Source organism: Kitasatospora sp. NPDC054795, assembly GCF_053611565.1.
Genome location: NZ_JBSHAP010000026.1, coordinates 33299 through 53295, shown reverse-complemented (window position 1 = coordinate 53295; position 19997 = coordinate 33299). Strand labels below are relative to the sequence as shown.

The 19997-nt window shown below is 76.9% G+C and carries 1 protein-coding gene; it reads left to right on the top strand.

Annotated elements, in window-relative coordinates; translation table 11 throughout:
• The first annotated feature begins 8 nt into the window (after window positions 1-8).
• On the top strand, window positions 9-19964 hold the full coding sequence (locus tag ACWGJO_RS12515) for a non-ribosomal peptide synthase/polyketide synthase (protein WP_452183408.1): 19956 nt from the start codon (window positions 9-11) through the stop codon (window positions 19962-19964).
• The last annotated feature ends 33 nt before the right edge of the window (window positions 19965-19997 follow it).

Sequence of the window (19997 nt, the reverse complement as noted above, 5' to 3'; positions counted from 1 at the left end):
AGCCGACCATGACGACTTCGAAGCGAGACCGCGCCGCCGCCCTGCCCGCCGACCTGCGCGAGGCCCTGCGCAGGCGGCTGGCCGGCCGGGCCGGCACCGCGCAGACCGCCGCCGACCGGGCCATCCCGCGCGCCGACCGCAGCCGGCCGCTGCCGCCCTCCTTCGTCCAGCAGCGGCTCTGGTTCCTGGACCGGCTGCGCCCCGGCGACCCGCGCTACAACAGCGCCGTCGCCCTGCGCTTCACCGGCGCGCTGGACCGCGCGGCCCTCGCCGCGGCGCTGACCGCCGTGGTGGCGCGCCACGAGGCGCTGCGCACCACCTTCGCGGAGAGCGACGGCCGGCCGGTGCAGACCGTCCTTCCGGCCGGGCCGGTGGAGCTGCCGGTGCGCACACCGGCCGACGGCGAGAGCCTGGACGCGATCCTGCTCCAGGAGTACTCCCGGCCCTTCGACCTCGCCGGCGGGCCGCTGCTGCGCGCCCTGCTGGTGGCCGAGGCACCGCACGCCCACGTGCTGCAGCTGACCGCCCACCACATCGTCACCGACGGCTGGTCCATGGGCGTCGTCCTGGACGAACTCTGCACCGCCTACGACGCCCTGGCCCGCGGCGCCGAACCCGGGCTGCCCGAGGTCGCCGCCCAGTACCCCGACTTCGCGGTGTGGCAGCGCGAGCAGCTCTCCGGCGACCGGCTGGAGAAGCAACTCGCCCACTGGAAGGAGAAGCTGGCCGGCGCGGTGCCGCCGGAACTGCCGCTGGACCACCCCCGGCGCGGCGAGGAGGCCGGCCCCGGCGCCCTGCACACCTTCACCGTCCCCGCGCCGCTCACCGCCCGGCTGCGCGAACTCGCCGCCGAACGGCAGGGCACCCTCAACACCGCGCTGGTGGCCGGCACCCAGGCGCTGCTGGCCCGCTGGTCCGGCCAGGAGGACGTCACCGTCGGCTCCCTGATGGCCGGCCGCACCCGCACCGAGCTGGAACGGGCCGTCGGCTGCTTCGTCAACACGGTGGTCCTGCGCACCCGGGTGGCGCCCGACGCCTCCTTCCGCGAGCTGCTCGCCGCCGCCACCGAGACCGGCAACGACGCCCTCGCCCACGGCGACACGCCGTTCGAGCGGATCGTCGAGGCGGTCGGCGCGCCCCGCGAGGCCGGCCGCAACCCGCTGTTCGACGTGCTGGTGCTGCTGCACCCCGCCCCGGCCGCGGCCGGGGCCGGCGACCCGCACGGACTCGCCACCGTCCCGGTCACCGTGCCCCGGCAGGCCGCCACCTTCGACCTCAGCGTGGAGTTCGTCCCCGACGGCGAGGCGCTCACCGGCGTCCTGGAGTACCGGGCCGACCTCTTCGACGCCCCCACCGCCCGCCGGACGGCCGACCAACTGCTGCGGCTGCTGGAGGGCGCCGCCGCCGAACCGGACCGCCCGCTCGCCACCCTGCCGCTGCTCTCCGCGCGGGAGACCGAGCGGATCACCCGGGACTGGAACGCCACCGCGCTGCCCGTCGAAGCGGTGAGCCACCCCGAACTGTTCCGCCGCCGGGCCGCCCTGACCCCGCACGCCCTCGCCCTGGTCGCCGGGGAGGAGCGGCTCGACTACGCGACCCTCGACGCCCGCGCCGAACGGCTCGCCCGCCACCTGATCGCCCGCGGCGCCGGCCCCGAACGGCTGGTCGCGCTGCGGCTGCCGCGCACCGCCGACCTGGTGGTGGCCGTCCTCGCGGTCTGGAAGGCCGGCGCCGGCTACCTGCCGCTGGACCCGGCGCTGCCCGAGGAGCGCGTCCAGTACCTGTTGGAGGACGCCCGCCCGGCCCTGCTGCTGGACGAGGAGACCCTGCGCGCCCTGGCGGACACCGACCCCGGCGACACGGACACCGGCGACGACACCGGCGGCACCGGGCCGCTCGCCCCGCCGGACCTGTCGACCACCGCGTACGTGCTCTACACCTCCGGCTCCACCGGCCGCCCCAAGGGCGTCACCGTCCCGCACCGCGCCCTGGCCCACCTGCTCGCCGCCCACCGGGCCGGCTTCGTCGCCGACGCCGGCGGCGGGCCGCTGAACGTCGCGCTGACCGCCTCCCTCTCCTTCGACACCTCGCTGGAGGGCCTGCTGCTGCTGGCCGACGGCCACCCGCTGCACCTGGTCGACGAGACCACCCGGATGGACCCGGCCGCCCTGGTCGAGTACGTCGTGCGCCACCGGATCGACTTCCTCGACCTCACCCCCTCCTACCTGCGCCAGCTGCTGCCCGCCGGACTGCTCGACGACCCCCGCCACCGCCCCCGGGTGCTGATGCTCGGCGGCGAGGCGGTCGCCCCCAGGCTCTGGCGCGAGCTCGCCGCCCGCCCCGAGGTGGCCGCCTACAACTACTACGGCCCCACCGAGTGCACCGTCGACGCGCTCGCCTGCCGGATCGACGGCGGGGACCGGCCGCTGGTGGGCCGCCCGCTGCCCAACGTCCGCGCCTACGTCCTGGACGGGCGGCTCCGGCCGGTGCCGCCCGGGGTGAGCGGCGAACTCCACCTGGCCGGCGCGCAGGTCGCCCGCGGCTACGCCGGCCGCCCCGGCCTGACCGCCGCCCGCTTCACCGCCGACCCGTACGGGCCGCCCGGCAGCCGGATGTACCGCACCGGCGACCTCGCCCGGTGGACCGCCGACGGGCGCCTGGAGTACCTCGGGCGTGCCGACGACCAGGTCAAGGTGCGCGGCCACCGGATCGAACCCGGCGAGATCGAGGCCGCCCTGCTCGACCTGCCGGAGGTCGCCGCGGCCGCCGTGGTCGCCGTCCCCGACGCCCACGGACAGAACCGGCTGGCCGCCTACCTGGTGTTCGCCGACGGTACCGCCCGCCCCTTCGCCGAACTGCGCGCCGCCCTGCGCCGGGTGCTGCCCGACCACCTGGTGCCGTCCTCCTTCACCGTGCTCGACGCGCTGCCGCTCGGCACCAGCGGCAAGCTCGACCGCCGCGCCCTGCCCGCCCCCGAAACCGAGGCCCGGGAAGGGGAGTTCGTCGCCCCGCGGACCCCGGAGGAGGAGACCCTCGCCGCCATCTGGGCCGAGGTGCTCGGCGTGCCCCGGGTCGGCGTCACCGACAACTTCTTCGAACTCGGCGGCGACTCGATCCTGAGCATCCAGGCCGTCTCCCGGGCCCGCGCCGAAGGCCTGCGGATCGGCTCCCAGGACGTCTTCCGCCACCAGACCGTCGCCGACCTGGCCGCCGCCGCCCGCACCGCCGGCGCCGGGGCCGCCGTCGAGCGGCACCGGGAGGAGGGGCCCGCCCCGCTCACCCCCGTCCAGGAATGGTTCTTCGCCGCCCACGGCCCGCTGCGCCACTTCACCATGTCGATGCTGCTCGACCTGCCGCACGATCTGGACGAACCGGCCCTGGAACGGGCGCTGACCGCCCTGGTGGCCGCCCACCCCGCGCTGCGCACCCGCTTCACCCGCACCGGGGCCGGCCGGCGCCAGGAACCGGTCGCCGACGCCGCAGGACCGCTGACCGCCCTCGACCCGGGCGCGGACCGGACCGCGGCCGCCGAGGCCGCCCGCGCCGAACTGGACCCGGCCACCGGCGCCCTGCTGCGCGCCGTCCTGTTCCGCCCCGCCGGCGGGGAGCGGCCCCAGCTCTTCCTGACCGCCCACCACCTCGCCGTGGACAGCGTCTCCTGGCGGGTGCTGCTCGCCGAGCTGCCCGAGGCCTACCGGCGGGCCGCCGCGGGCGCCGCCCCCGAGCCCGCGCCCGAGCCCACCGCGTTCACCGACTGGGCCCACCGGCTCGCCGCACTCGTCCGGGCCGGCGGCCTGGACGCGGACCTGCCGTACTGGAGCGCCGAGACCGCCGCCCCCGTCGAGCCGCTGCCCGTCGACCTGCCCGGCACCCCCACGGCCGGCACGGTGCGCACCCTGCGCAGCCGGCTCGACCGGGCCACCACCGCGGCGCTGCTGCGCAAGGTCCCCGAGGTCTACCGCACCCAGGTCAACGACGTGCTGCTCAGCGCGCTGGGCCGGGCCCTCGCCGACTGGACCGGCACCGGGCGGGTCACCGTCGCCCTGGAGGGCCACGGCCGCGAGGACCTCTTCGACGACCTCGACCTGTCCCGCACCGTCGGCTGGTTCACCACCCAGTACCCCGTCACCCTCGCCCCGGCCGGCCCCGCCGACGCCCCCGACTGGGCCGCCACCCTCAAGCAGGTCAAGGAGCGGCTGCGCGCCGTGCCCCGCCGCGGCCTGGGCTACGAGGCCCTCGCCCGGCTCGGCTCGCCCGCCGAGGGCGCCGGGGCCCTGCGGGACGTCCCGCTGCCGCAGGTCTGCTTCAACTACCACGGCCAGTGGACCGCCCCCGAGGCCGGCGACTTCGCCCCCGCCGGGCCGGCCCCCGGCCCGGACCTCGCCCCGGACGAGCCGCCGGCCCACCTGCTCGACGTCTCCGCCGTGGTCGCCGACGGCGAACTCGAACTCACCTGGCACTACAGCGACGTGGTCCACGAGGCCGACACCGTCCGGCGGCTGGCCGAGGCCGTGACCACCGCCCTGGGCGCCATCGTCGAGCACTGCGCCCGCCCCGGCGCCGGCGGTCGCACCCCCTCCGACTTCCCGCTCGCCGGGCTCGACCAGGAGACGCTGGACCGGCTGGTCGGCGACGGCCGGGACGTGACGGACCTGCTGCCGCTCACCCCGCTCCAGGAGGGCATGCTCTTCCATCGCCTGGTCGGCGGCGAGGACGACGTCTACCTGGACCAGGCCGCCCTGCTGCTGGAGGGCGTCGCCGACCCGCACGCCCTCGCCCTGGCCTGGCAGCGGGTCGCCGACCGCACGCCCGCGCTGCGCACCTCGGTGGTCTGGGAGGGCGTCCCCGCCCCGCTCCAGGTGGTGCGCCGGGGCGTCCGGCTGCCGGTGACCCACCTGGACCTGCGGGCCGCCGACCCGGCCGAGCGCGCCGAACGGCTGGCCCGGCTGCGCGCCGAGGACCTCGCCCTCGGCCTGGACATCGCCACCGCCCCGCTCACCCGGCTCACCCTGGTCCGGCTGCCCGAGGCCCGGGTCCAACTGCTGTGGACCTCCCACCACCTGATCCTGGACGGCTGGAGCCTCGCCCAGGTGCTCACCGACGTGTTCGCCGAGTACGCGGCGCTCACCACCGGCGCGGCGCCCGCCCCGGAGGTGCGCCGGCCCTTCGCCGACTACGTCCACTGGCTCGCCGGGCAGGACGCCGGGGCCGCCCGGGCCCACTGGCGGTCCGTCCTGGACGGCTTCGCCACCGCCACCCCGCTGCCCGCCGACCGGGTGCGGCACGAGGCCCACCGGGCCCGCTCGGCCGGCAGCCACAGCGCGGCCCTGTCCGAGGAGGTCTCCGAGCGGCTCGCCCGCACCGCCCGCCACGCCGGGCTGACCCTGGGCACCGTGGTCCAGGGCGCCTGGGCGCTGCTGCTCTCCCGCTACAGCGGCGAACCGGACGTGCTGTTCGGCACCACCGTCTCCGGCCGGCCCGAGGAACTGCCCGGCGTCGAGTCGATGATCGGCATGTTCATCAACACCCTGCCCACCCGGGTCCGGGTGGACGGCGCCCGCACCGCCGCCCACTGGCTGCGGGAACTCCAGGACGACCAGGCCGAGGCCCGCCGGCACTCGGCGGTCTCGCTCGCCGAACTCACCGGCTGCAGCGACGTCCCGTCCGGCAGCGCGCTGTTCGACAGCATCGTCGCCTTCGAGAACTACCCCTTCGACGACGCCCGGGCCGCCGGCACCGGGGTGCGCCTGGCCGAGGTCTCCTCCCGGGACGCCACCAGCTTCCCGCTGGTGCTGCGCGCCTACCAGGGCGGGCAGGTCGGCTTCGACCTCGGCTACGACCCCGGCCTGTTCGACGCCGCGACCGTGCGCGCCCTCGCCGAGCGGCTCTGCCTGCTGCTCACCGAGCTGGCCGCCGGACTGGACCGCCCGCTGCGCGCGCTGGCCTGGACCACCGCCGAGGAGCGGCGCCGGCTGCTGGTCGACTGGAACGGCACCGCGCAGGGCCGGCCCGGGCGCAGCCTGGTCGAGCTCTTCGAGGAGCAGGCCGCCCGCACCCCGGACGCCGAGGCCGTCACCTGCGGCGAGGAGCACCTCGACTACGCCGAACTGGACGCCCGGGCCGACCGGCTCGCCCACCGGCTGGCCGGGTTCGGCGCCGGCCCCGAGCGGTACGTCGCCCTCGCGCTGCCCCGCACCGCCGAGCTGGTGGTGGCCGTCCTCGCCGTCCTCAAGACCGGCGCGGCCTACCTGCCGCTCGACCCGGGCCTGCCCGCCGAACGCAGAGCCGAACTGCTGCGCGACGCCGCCCCGGTGGCGCTGGTGACCCAGGAGGTCCCGGACGGGCCGACCGGCGTCGACGTGCCCGTCCTCGCCCTGGCCGACCCCGGGGTGCGCGCCGACCTGGCCCGGCGCCCGGCCGGCCCGCTCGGCCCGCGGGGAGGCCCCGGCCACCGCCCGCTGCCCGACAGCCCCGCCTACGCCATCTACACCTCCGGCTCCACCGGCCGCCCCAAGGGCGTCGTGGTGCCGCACGCCAACGTGGTACGGCTCTTCGAGCGGACCCGGGAGCTGTTCGGCTTCGGCGCCGAGGACGTCTGGACGCTCTTCCACTCCTACACCTTCGACTTCTCCGTCTGGGAGCTGTGGGGCCCGCTGCTGCACGGCGGCCGGCTCGTGGTGGTACCCGAGGACACCGCCCGCTCCCCGGAGGACTTCCTGCGGCTGCTCGCCGACGAGCGGGTCACCGTCCTCAACCAGACCCCGTCCGCCTTCCACCAGTTGGCCCGCGCCGACGCCCGGCTCCCGGACGTCTCCGCCCGGCTGGCACTGCGCACGGTGGTCTTCGGCGGCGAGGCGCTGGACGTCACCCGGCTCGCCGACTGGTACCGGCGCCACCCCGAGGACGCGCCGCGCCTGGTGAACATGTACGGCATCACCGAGACCACCGTGCACGTCACCCACACCGCGCTGGACCTCGCCACCGCCACCGCCGGCGGCCCCGGCCCGATCGGCACCGGCATCGCCGACCTGCGGCTGTACGTGCTCGACGACGACCTGGCTTTGCTGCCCCCGGGCGCGGTCGGCGAACTGTACGTGGCGGGCGAGGGGCTGGCCCGCGGCTACCTCAACCGGCCCGGCCTGACCGCCACCCGCTTCCTCGCCGACCCGTTCGGCGCCCCCGGCACCCGGATGTACCGCACCGGCGACCGGGCCCGCCGGCAGGCCGACGGCACCCTGCGCTACCTGGGCCGCGCCGACCAGCAGGTCAAGATCCGCGGCTACCGGATCGAACCCGGCGAGATCGAGGCCGCCCTCCAGACCCACCCCGGCGTGGGCCTGGCCACCGTCGGCGTCCACGAGGACACCGCCGGCACCCGCCGGCTGGTCGCCCACGTCGTCGGCGCGGACCCGCGGCGGCCCCCGGGCGCCGCCGAGCTGCGCGCCCACCTGGAACGGCTGCTGCCCGCCTACCTGGTGCCCGCCGCCTACGTGCCGCTGGCCGCCCTGCCGCTCACCCCCAACGGCAAGCTCGACCGGCGCGCCCTGCCGGCGCCCGGACCGGACGGCTACGCCGCCGGCCGCGAGCGCACCGCGCCGCGCACCCCCGCCGAGCGGCTGGTCGCCCAGGCCTGGACGGAGGTCCTGGACGCCGGCCCGATCGGCGCCGAGGACGACTTCTTCGCCCTCGGAGGGGACTCCATCCTCGCCGTGCGGGTCACCGCCCGGCTGCGCGCCGCCTTCGGCTCCGCCGACCTCTCGCCCCGGCTGCTGTTCACCCACCCCGTGCTCGCCGACCTCGCCGAGGCGCTCGGCGAGCCGGGCCCGGGCGCCGCACGGACCGCCGTCCCCGCCATCCCCGCCGCCGACCCGGGCAGCGAACCGCCGCTCTCCTACGCCCAGCAGCGGCTCTGGTTCCTCGACCGCTTCGAGCCCGGCAGCACCGAGTACACCTCGCTGTCCGTCCTGCGGCTGCGCGGCACCCTCGACCGGGCCGCGCTGGGCGGCGCCCTGGACGCCCTGGTCGAGCGGCACGAGGCACTGCGGACCACCTACGCCGAACGCGACGGCCGGGCCCGGCAGGTGGTGCGCCCGCCCCACCCCGTCGAACTGCCCCGCGAGGACGTCCCGCCGGCCGACCTGGACGCCCGCCTGGAGCGGATCGCCGCCACCCCCTTCGACCTCGAAGCCGGCCCGGTGCTGCGCGCCCGCCTGCTGCGCACCGCCCCCGACGAGCACGTCCTCGCCCTGGCGGTGCACCACATCGCCACCGACGGCTGGTCGATGGGCGTGCTCGGCCGCGACCTCGGCGAGCTGTACGCCGCCGCCCTCGAAGGCCGCCGCCCGCGGCTGCCCGCGCCGCCCGTCCGGTACACCGACTACGCGGCCTGGCAGCGCACCCGCACCGCCGCCGCCGAGGCCGACCTCGACCACTGGCGCCGGACCCTGGACGGCCTGGCCCCGCTGGAGCTGCCCACCGACCGGCCGCGCCCGGCGGAGCGCACCCGGGAGGGCGCGCTGGTCACCTTCACCCTGCCCGCCGGGCTGACCGCCCGGCTGCGCGAGCGCGGCCGGGAGGCCGACGGCACCCTCTACACCGTCCTGCTGGCCGCCTGCCAGGTGCTGCTGGCCCGCTGGACCGGGCAGACGGACATCGCCGTCGGCACCGTCACCTCCGGCCGCGAACAGGGCGAACTCCACGACGTGGTCGGCATGTTCGTCAACACCCTGGTGCTGCGCGGCGACATCCGCCCCGAGCTGTCCTTCCACGAGCTGCTGACCGCCACGCGGGCCACCGTCCTGGACGCCCTGGCCCACCAGGAGGTGCCCTTCGAACGGCTGGTGGACGTCCTCCAGCCGGAGCGCGACACCAGCCGCACCCCGCTGTTCCAGGTGATGGTGGCGCTGCACAACCTCGGCGCCGAGGCGCCCCGGCTGCCCGGCCTGACGGTGGAACCCCTCACGCCGCCCGTCCGCAACGCCACCTTCGACCTCTCCTTCGACTTCGCCGAGCACGACGGCGGCCTGACCGGCTACCTGGAGTACAGCACCGGGCTCTTCGACGCCCGTACCGCCCGGCAGCTCGCCGACCGGCTGACCACCCTGCTGGCGGCCGCCGCCGACGCGCCCGACACGGCCGTCGGGGCGCTGCCGCTGATGACCGGGGAGGAGCGGGAGCAGGTGCTGCGGCAGGGGCGCGGCGAGCCGCTGCCCGGGCCCGACACCACCTTCACCGCCCTGTTCGAGGAGCAGGCCGCCCGCACCCCGGACGCCACCGCGCTGGTCGCCCGCGACGCCACCCTGGACTTCGCCGCGCTCAACACCCGGGCCAACCGCCTCGCCCGCCACCTGGCCGCCCTCGGCGCCGGCCCGGAGCAGGTGGTCGCCGTCCGGCTGCCGCGCACCTCCGACCTGCTGGTGGCGCTGTTCGCGGTGCTCAAGGCCGGCGCCGTCCTCCAGTTCGTCGACCCGGACCTGCCCGAGGAGCGGGCCGCCCTGCTGCTCGACGACACCCGGCCGCGCACGGTGCTGACCGAGCACACCCTGCGCGAGGTGCCGTGGGAGGCCCTGCCCGGCCACGACCTCACCGACGCCGAACGGACCGCCCCGCTGCTGCCCGGGAACGCCGCCTACCTGATCCACACCTCCGGCTCCACCGGCCGCCCCAAGGGCGTGGTCGTCGAGCACCGCCAGCTGGTCAACCTCTGCCGCGACCACCGGGAGGGGATGCTCGCCCCGCACACCGCCGACGGCGGCCGGCTGAAGGTCGCCCTCAGCGCCTCCCTCTCCTTCGACACCAGCTGGGAGGGCCCGCTGCTGCTGGTCTCCGGCCAGGAACTCCACCTGATCGACGAGGACGTCCGGCTGGACCCGCAGGCCTTCCTCACCCGGATCGTCGACCGGCGGCTCGACGTCGTCAACGTCACTCCCTCCCTGCTGCGCGAACTCGCCACCGCCGGACTGTTCGCCCCCGCCCCCCACCACCCCCGGCTGCTGCAGCTCGGCGGCGAGGCGATCCCCGCCGCCACCTGGCGGGACCTGTGCGCGGCCCAGGCCGAGTACGGCATCAGCACCTACAACCTGTACGGGCCCACCGAGTGCACCGTCGACGCCGCCTACGCCCGCTGCGCGGACCACCCCGGACGCCCGGTGATCGGCCGTCCGGGCCGCGGCGTCACCGCCCACGTGCTGGACGGCGCGCTGCGCCCGGTACCGCCCGGCATGCCCGGGGAGCTGTACCTGGCCGGGGAACAGGTCGCCCGCGGCTACCTGAACCGGCCCGGGCTGACCGCCGCCCGCTTCCTCGCCGACCCGTACGGGCCGGCCGGCACCCGGATGTACCGCACCGGCGACCTGGCCCGCTGGACCGTCGACGGGGAGCTGGAGTTCCTCGGCCGGGCCGACGAGCAGGTCAAGATCCGCGGGTTCCGGATCGAACCCGGCGAGGTGGAGGCCGCCCTGCTGACCCACCCCGACCTCGCGGACTGCGCCGTCGCCGCCCGCGAACAGGGCGGCCGGACCCTGCTGGTCGGCTACCCGGTGCCGGCCGGCGACCGGGTGCCGCCCGCCGAGGAACTGCGGGCCTGGCTGCGGCGCACCCTGCCCGACCACCTGGTGCCCACCGCGTTCGTCCCGCTGGCCCGCGTCCCGCGCACCGTCAGCGGCAAGACCGACCGGCGGGCCCTGCCCGCCCCGCCCGCCCAGCCGGACCGCACCACCCCGTACGTCGCCCCGCGGCCCGGCACCGAGCAGCGGCTCGCCGCGATCTGGGCCGAGGTGCTTGGCATGGAGCGGGTCGGCGCCCGGGACAACTTCTTCGCCCTCGGCGGCGACTCCATCCTCAGCATCCAGATCGTCTCCCGGGCCCGCGCCGCCGGCCTCGCCCTCACCACCAAGGACGTCTTCCGCTACCAGAACGTCGCCGAACTCGCCCTGTGCGCCGGTGAGTCGTCGGTACGGACGGAGGTGGACGAGGCCGAGCCCGCCGAGGCGCCGCTCACCCCGATCCAGCACTGGTACCTCGACGGCCGCCGGGCGGGCGAGGCGCTGCGCTTCACCATGACCCAGCGGCTGGCCCTGGCCCCGGGCACCGACCCGGCCGCCCTGCGGACCGCGGTGCTCGCCCTGGCGGAGCACCACCCGGCGCTGCGCACCCGCTTCCGCCGGGGCGGGTCCGGCTGGCACCAGGAGGTCCTGGCGCAGGCACCGGACGGCGTCTTCACCCACCACCCGGCCGGCACGGAAGCGCAGGTGCAGCGCGCCGCCGACGAGGCGCAGCGCTCCCTCGACCCGGTCGAGGGCCGGATGCTGCGCGCCCTGTTCTTCGACGGCGGCCCGCACCGTGACGAGGGCCGGCAGCCCGACCAGCCCGACCAGCCCGACCAGCTCGTCCTGACCATCCACCACCTGGCCGTCGACGGCGTCTCCTGGCGCATCCTGCTCGCCGACCTCGAAGCGGCCTACCGCGCCGCCCGCACCGGCGCACCCGTCCGGCTGCCGGAGCCGGGCACCTCCTACACCCGCTGGGCCGCCCGGCTGGAGCGGCACACCCGCTCCGGCGCCCTGGACGGCGACAGCGCGTACTGGACCCGCACCGGCGAGGCCCCGGCCGGGCTGCCCGAGGGGCGGCCCGGCCCCAACACCCACGGCACCGCCGCCACCGTCACCGTCACCCTGGACGAACGGACCACCGAGGCGCTGCTGCGGCACGTCCCGGAGGTCTACCGCACCCAGGTCAACGACGTCCTGCTCAGCGCGCTGGGCCGCACCCTGGCCCGCTGGTGCGGCCGCGACTCCGTACTGATCGGGGTGGAGGGCCACGGCCGCGAGGACCTCTTCGCCGACCAGGACCTCTCCCGGACGGTCGGCTGGTTCACCGCCGAGTTCCCGCTCGCCCTGCACGTCGACCCCGGGGCCGGCTGGCACGACACCCTGCGCTCGGTCAAGGAGCAGCTGCGCGCCGTCCCGCTGCGCGGACTCAGCCACGGCGCCCTGCGCCACCTGCACCCGTCCGCCCTGCCGGCCGGCGCGGCCGCGCCGCTGATCGGCTTCAACTACCACGGCCAGTGGGACAGCCGCAGCACCGCCGCCGACGGGCTGCTGCGCGGCTCGCTGCCCCCGGCCGGACGCGACACCGACCCCGACGAGCCCCGCCCCTACCTGCTGGACGTCATCGGGGCGGTCCAGGACGGCCGGCTCGAACTGGGCTGGACCTACCCCGCGGCCCGCTACGACGAGGCCACCGTCCGCGCCCTCGCCGAGCAGACCCTCCAGGCGCTGCGCGAGCTGGCCGAACACTGCGCGAGCCCCGGCGCCGGCGGCCGCACCCCGTCCGACTTCCCGCTGGCCGGCCTCGACCAGGAGCGGCTGGACGCCCTGGTCGGCGACGGCCGCGACACCGAGGACGTGCTGCCGCTCACCCCCCTGCAGTCCGGCATGCTCTTCCACGGCCTGGTCGACGAGGACGGCGCCTACGTGGACCGGATCGCCGTACGGCTGGCCGGCGTCGCCGACCCGGCGGCCTTCGCCGCGGCCTGGCAGCAGGTCGCCGACCGCACCCCGGCGCTGCGTACCTCCGTGCACTGGCGCGGCCTGCCGCACCCCGTCCAGCTGGTCGCGCGCCGCGCCGCCCTGCCCGTCCGCCACCTGGACTGGCGCGCGCTGACGGCCGAACAGCGCGCCGAGGGGACCGAACGGCTGCTCGCCGAGGAGCGGGCCGCCGGGCTGGACCTGGGCACCGCGCCGCTCAGCCGGCTGGCCCTGGCCGCGCTGCCGGGAGAGGAGGTGCTGCTGCTCTGGTCCACCCACCACGTGATCCTGGACGGCTGGAGCACCGGACAGCTGCTCACCGAGGTGTGCGAGGAGTACGCCGCGCTCACCGGCGGACCGCAGGCGCCCCGCCCGGTCCGGCGCCCGTTCGCCGACTTCCTGGCCTGGCTGCGCGACCAGGACGGACAGGCCGCCGAGGACCACTGGAGCGGCGCCCTGGCCGGGTTCACCGAACGGACCGCGCTGCCCTACGACCGCCGGCCCGCCGGAGCGCACCGGGCCCGGGCCACCGCCGCCGTCCACCGCGTCCTCGACGAGGCGCTCTCCGCCCGGCTGCGGGAGAACGCCGCCGCCGCCGGACTGACCGTCAACACCCTGGTCGAGGGAGCGTGGGCGCTGCTGCTGGCCCGCTACGGCGGCACCGCGGACGTCGTCTTCGGCACCACCGTCTCCGGACGGCCGGCCGAACTGCCCGGCGTCGAGACGATGATCGGCCTGTTCATCAACACCGTGCCGGCCCGGGTCCGGCCGCCCGCCACCGGCGGCGTGCTGCCCTGGCTGCGGGACCTCCAGGACCGGCAGAGCGACGGCCGCCGCCACGACCACCTGGCGCTGCCCCGCATCCAGGCCCTGAGCGAACTGCCCGCCGGGGAACCGCTGTTCGACAGCATGCTGGTGTTCGAGAACTACCCCGTCGACGAGTCGGCCGCGGACCGCACCGGCGTGCGGGTGGTCGAGGTGCGCGCCGAAGACGCCACCACCTTCCCCTGGTGCCTGCGCGCCCACCTCAGCGGGCAGCTCGCCCTCGACCTGGCCTACGACCCCGCCCTGTTCGACGACGGCACCGTCCGGGACGCCGCCGAACGCCTCGCCCTGTTGCTGACCGGCCTCGCCGACGGCCTGGACGGAGACCTCGCCGCGCTGGACCCACTCACCGCGGCCGACCGCGAACTGCTGGCCTCCTGGCACACCACCGCCCGCCCGCCGGCGCCGCGCAGCCCGCTGGGGATCTTCGCCGAACAGGCCCGCCGCACCCCCGACGCCCCCGCCGTGCGCGACGGCGAGCACGAACTGACGTACCGCGGGCTCGCCGACTGGTCCGACCGGCTGGCCGCCCGGCTGCTCGCCGACGGCCTGGCCCCCGAGGACCGGGTGGCGCTGGCGATGGACCGCGGCACCGAACTTGTCGTCGCCCAGCTGGCCGTCCTCAAGGCGGGCGGCGCCTACCTGCCCGTCGACCCGCGCGCCCCCGAGGAGCGCCGCCGCACCCTGCTCGACCGGGCCGGCGCCGCCCACCGGCTGACCGCCGAGCAGGTCGCCGCCGCACGGACCGGTGCGGCCGCCCCGCACCTGCCGCCCGCCGACCCCGACCGGCTGGCGTACGTGATGTACACCTCCGGCTCCACCGGCGAACCCAAGGCCGTCGCCGTCCGGCACCGCGACGTGGCCTCGCTCGCCACCGACAGCCGCTTCACCGACGGCAGCTGCGCCCGGGTGCTGCTGCACTCGCCGGTCGCCTTCGACGCCGCCACCTTCGAGGTGTGGGCACCGCTGCTGAACGGCGGCTGCGTGCTCGTCGCCCCCGCCGGCCCGGTGGACGCCGCACTGCTGCGCCGCCTCTCCGGACCGGACGGACCGACGGCGCTGTGGCTCACCGCCGGACTGTTCCGGCTGCTCGCCCAGGACGCGCCGGACTGCTTCACCGGCCTGCGGTCCCTGTGGACCGGCGGCGACGTGGTGCCCGCCGCCGCCGTACGCCGCGTCCTGGCGGCCTGCCCCGGACTGACCGTCACGGACGGCTACGGTCCGACCGAGACCACCACCTTCGCCACCGCCCACGCCCTCCCGGACGCCGCGGCCGTACCCGACACCGTCCCGATCGGCCGCCCGCTGGACGACCGGCGGGCGCACGTCCTGGACGGCCGGCTGCGGCCCGTCCCGCCGGGCTGCGCGGGCGAGCTCTACCTGGCCGGCGAGGGCCTGGCCCGCGGCTACCTCGGCCGCCCCGGCGCCACCGCCGCCCGCTTCCTCGCCGACCCCTCCGGCCCGCCCGGTGCCCGGATGTACCGCACCGGGGACCTCGCCCGGCGCCGCCCCGACGGCACCGTCGAATTCCTCGGCCGCGCCGACGACCAGGTGAAGATCCGCGGCTTCCGGGTCGAGCCCGCCGAGGTGGAGGCGGCCCTCGCCGCCCACCCGCGGGTCACCGACGTCGCCGTGGTCGTCCGGGAGGACCGGCCCGGCGCCCGCCGGCTGGTCGCCTACCCGGTCGGCGCCGTCGACCCCGAGGAGCTGCGGGCCTTCGCCGCCCGCACCCTGCCCGACTACCTCGTCCCGGCCGCCGTCGTCCCGCTCCCCGCCCTCCCGCTGAGCCGCAACGGCAAGGTCGACCGCGCCGCCCTCCCGGCTCCCGAGGAACGGCCCGGCCACGGGCGCCGCGCCCGCGTCGAACCGCGCACCGCCGCCGAACACCGCACCGCCGAGGTCTTCGCCGAGGTCCTCGGCATCCGCCCGCCCGGCACGGACGAGGACTTCTTCGCCCTGGGCGGCGACTCCATCCTCAGCATCCGGCTCGCCGCCCGCCTCACCGAGGCCTTCGGCGCCGACCTCGGCCCCCGCGCGGTCTTCGACCACCCCACCCCGGCCGGCCTGGCCCGGCTGCTCACCGAGGCGTCCGGCACCCCGGCCCGCCCGCCCGTCGTGCCGGTGCCCCGCACGGGCGCGGCCCCGATGTCCCACGCCCAGCAACGCCTCTGGTTCCTGGAGGAGTTCACCCCCGGCGTCGCCGAGAACGTCGCGCTCGCGCTGCGACTGCGCGGCACCCTCGACCCCGGCGCCCTCGGCGCGGCCCTGGACGCCCTGACGGCCCGGCACGAGTCGCTGCGCACCACCTTCGACAGCATCGACGGCCACGGCGTGCAACTGGTCAACCCGCCGCACGTCGTACCGCTGCCGCTGCACGACCTCTCCGGCCGTCCCGCCGGCGAACGGCCGCAGGCCCTGCGCGACCTGCTCGCCGCCGAACGCGCCCGCCCCTTCGACCTGCGCCGCGGACCCCTGCTGCGCGCCACCCTGGCCCGGCTCGCCGACCACGACCACGTGCTGGCGCTGACCCTGCACCACATGGTCACCGACGGCTGGTCCAGCGGCGTGCTGCTGACCGACCTGGCCCACCTCTACCGTCTCGAACTCGACTCCGCGGAAACCGAGTTGGCGCCACTACCGGTGCAGTACGCCGACTACGCCCACTGGCAGCGCACCGAAGGCGCCCCCACCGGGGAACAGCTCGCCTACTGGAAGCGCCAACTGACCGGCGTGGTACCGCCGCGGCTGCCCACCGACCGGCCCCGACCCGCGGTGCGCGCCGCCAACGCCGCCAACGCCGCCACCGTCCGCCTGGAGCTGCCCGCCGACACCGCCCGCCGGCTGGCCGAGGTCGGCCGGGAACGCGGCGCCACCCTGTTCACCACCCTGGTCGCCGCGGCCCAGGCCTACCTGGCCCGGCTCAGCGGGGACACCGACATCACCGTCGGCACCATCACCTCCGGCCGGCACCGGCCCGAGATCCAGCAGCTGGTCGGATTCTTCGTCAACACCCTGGTGCTGCGCTCCCGGGTGGAACCCGGCCAGTCCTTCGACGCCCTCCTCGGCGAGGTGCGGCAGACTGTCCTGGACGCCTTCGCCCACCAGGACGTGCCCTTCGAGAAGGTGGTCGACGAGGTCCAGCCGGTGCGCGACACCAGCCGCAGCCCGCTCTTCCAGGTCCACGTGGTGCTCCAGAACGCGCCGTCCGCCGAACTCGACCTGCCGGGCCTCGACGTGACCGGCATCGAGCCCGACGCCGTACGGACGGCCTTCGAGCTGGTGCTGGAGTTCGTCGAGACCGGGAGCGGCGCGCTGCACGGCCTGCTCACCTACAACACCGACCTGTTCGACCCGGCCACCGTCGAGCGGATGGCCGGCCAGCTCGCCACCCTGCTGACCGCCGTCGCCCAGGATCCGGCCCGCGCCGTCGGCGCGCTGCCGCTGGCCGGACCGGACACGCCGCCCGCCGAGACCGGCGGCACCTTCCGCCCGGTGCCCGAAGCCACCCTGCCCGAGCTGTTCGAACGCCGGGCCGCCGCCACCCCCGACGCACCCGCCCTGCACGACGGCGAGCGCGAACTCAGCTACGCCGAACTGGACCGGGCCGCCAACCGGCTGGCCCACCACCTCATCGGGCGCGGCGTCGGGCCCGAGCGGCTGGTCGCCCTCGCCCTGCCCCGCTCGGCGGCCATGGTGGTCGCCCAGCTCGCCGTCGCCAAGGCCGGCGGCGCCTTCCTCCCGGTCGACCCGGACTACCCGGAGCCCCGGCGGGCGTTCATGGTCCGCGACGCCGCCGCCCACCTGGTGCTCGACGACCCGGCCGGGGTCTGGACCGCCGAAGGCCCGGACACCGCACCCACCGACGCCGACCGCACCACCGCCCTCACCCCCGCCCACCCGGCCTACGTCGTCTACACCTCCGGCTCCACCGGCACCCCCAAGGGCGTCCTGGTGACCCACGCCGGCCTCGCCGTCTTCGCGGCCGCCGCCGCCGAGCAGTACGCCGTCGGCCCCGGCGACCGGGTGCTCCAGTTCGCCTCGCCCAGCTTCGACGCCTCCGTGCTGGAACTGTGCATCTCCCTGCTCTCCGGGGCCGCCCTGGTCACCGGCGAGGAAGGACCGCTGGTCGGCGAACGGCTCGCCGAGGTCCTCGCCGCCCGCCGGATCAGCCACACCCTGATCCCCCCGGCGGCCCTGGCCACCGTGGAACCCGCAACCGCCGCCGCCCTGCCCGACCTGCGCACCCTGGTGGTCGGCGCCGAGGCCTGCCCGGCCGACCTGGTCGACACCTGGGCCCCCGGCCGACGGATGATCAACTCCTACGGCCCCACCGAGGCCACCGTCGTCGCCAGCTGGACCGGCCCGCTCACCCCCGGCACCGGCACCCCCGCGATCGGCCGGCCCAGCGGCGCCACCCGCGCGTACGTCCTGGACACCGCCCTGCGGCCGGTGCCGCCCGGCGTCACCGGGGAGCTCCACCTGGCCGGCCCCGGCCTCGCCCGCGGCTACCTCGGCCGCCCCGGCCTCACCGCCCAGCGCTTCCTGCCCGACCCGTACGGCGCCCCCGGCGACCGGATGTACCGCACCGGGGACCTCGCCCGCCGCGACGCCGACGGCCAACTCCGGTTCGCCGGCCGCGCCGACGAACAGATCAAGCTGCGCGGCTTCCGCATCGAACCCGGGGAGATCGAGAGCGCCCTGCGCCGCAGCCCCCTGGTGCGCGACGCCGTCGTCACCGTCCGCGCCGACGGCCCCGGCGGCGGACGGCTCGTCGGCTACGTCGTGCCCACCGACGCCGCCACGGGCGCGCCCGCCCTCGAACTCCGCCTCCACCTGGCCGAAACCCTGCCGCCCCACCTGGTCCCCGCGGCCTTCGTCCCGCTGGCCGCCCTGCCGCTCACCCCCAACGGCAAACTCGACCGCCGGGCCCTGCCCGACCCCGGGCCCGCCCACGCCACCGCCGGCCCGGGCCGGGCACCGGAGACCGACCTCGAACGCCGGATCGCCCGGATCTGGGCCGACGTCCTCGGCCTCGACGAGGTCGGCGCCGACGACAACTTCTTCCTGCTCGGCGGCGACTCCATCCTCAGCATGCAGGTGGTGTCCCGGCTGCGCCGCGACGGCCTCCACCTGGCCACCCGGGACCTGTTCAGCCACCAGACCGTGGCCGAACTCGCCACCGTCGTGCGCACCGCCACCGAACGCGCGGACGACGGCCCGGTGACCGGCGGCCTGCCGCTCACCCCCATCCAGGAATGGTTCCTGACCACCCCGCGCGCCGCCCACCACCACTTCAACCAGTCCACCCTGCTCGAACTCGGCGCCGACCCCGACCCGACGGCACTGCGCGCCGCCCTCGACGCCCTGCTGGAACACCACGACGCGCTGCGCATGCGCTTCACCCGCGACGCGACCGGCTGGCACCAGTTCAACCCGCCGCCCGCCCCCGCCGAGGACCTCCTGATCCGCTACGACCTGACCGGGCAGAGCGCCGAGGCCGCCGACGCGGCCATGGCCAAGGCCGCCGACGAACTCCACGCCGGCTTCGACCTGGCCCGCGGCCCGCTGCTGCGCGCCGCCCTGTTCACCGGCCACCCGGAGCACCCCGCCCTGCTGCTCCTGGTCGCCCACCACCTGGTCGTCGACGCCGTCTCCTGGCGGGTGCTGCGCGACGACCTGGAGAGCGCCCACCGGCAGGCCGTCCGCGGCGGGGCGATCACCCTGGGGGAGCGCGGCACCTCCTTCCGGGACTGGGCGCACCGGCTCGCCGGCCATGTCGCCGAGGGCGGCCTGGACCACGAACTCCCGTACTGGGAGGAGGCGGTGAGCGCCCGGACGGCCCTGCCCGGCGGCCCGGCCGACCTCGGCGAAACCGCCGACGGAGACGGAGACGGCGACGGCGACGGCGACGGCGCCGAGAGCGCGGCGGTCACCGTCGAACTCGACGAGGCGGACACCGAGGCACTGCTGCGCGCCGCCCCCGCCGCCTACCGCACCCGGGTCAACGACGTACTGCTCGCCGCGCTCGCCCTCGCCCTGGCCCGCTGGAGCGGACAGCAGCGGATCGCCCTGGACCTGGAAGGACACGGCCGGGAGGACCTGGTGGAGGGCGTCGACCTGTCCCGCACCGTCGGCTGGTTCACCACCGTCCACCCCGTCACCTTCCACGTCCCCGACGCCGACCGGCCCGATCCGGACCGCGACTGGCGCGCCCTGGTGAAGTCCGTGCGCCGACAGCTGCGCGCGGTGCCCGGCAACGGCCTGGGCTTCGGCGCCCTGCGCACCTTCGGCACCCCCGAGATCCGCGAGCGCCTCGCCGCCGGCGGGCACGGCCAGATCGTCTTCAACTACCTCGGCCAGTGGGACGCCCGGCCCGAGACCGCCGGCGACGGCCTGGTCCGCGCCGAACTCGGCTCCTTCGGCCAGGACCACGACCCCCGGGACGGCGGCTCCCACCCGCTGGAGGTGGTCGGCGCGGCCCAGCACGGACGCCTCGCCTTCACCTGGCACCACCGGCCCGCCGTGCACGACACCGGGGCCGTCCGCCGGGCGGCCGAGGACTTCGCCGCCGCCCTGCGGCAGATCGCCCGGCACGCCCGGGAAGGACGGTGACCACACCACCCACCCACCCACCCACCCACCCGC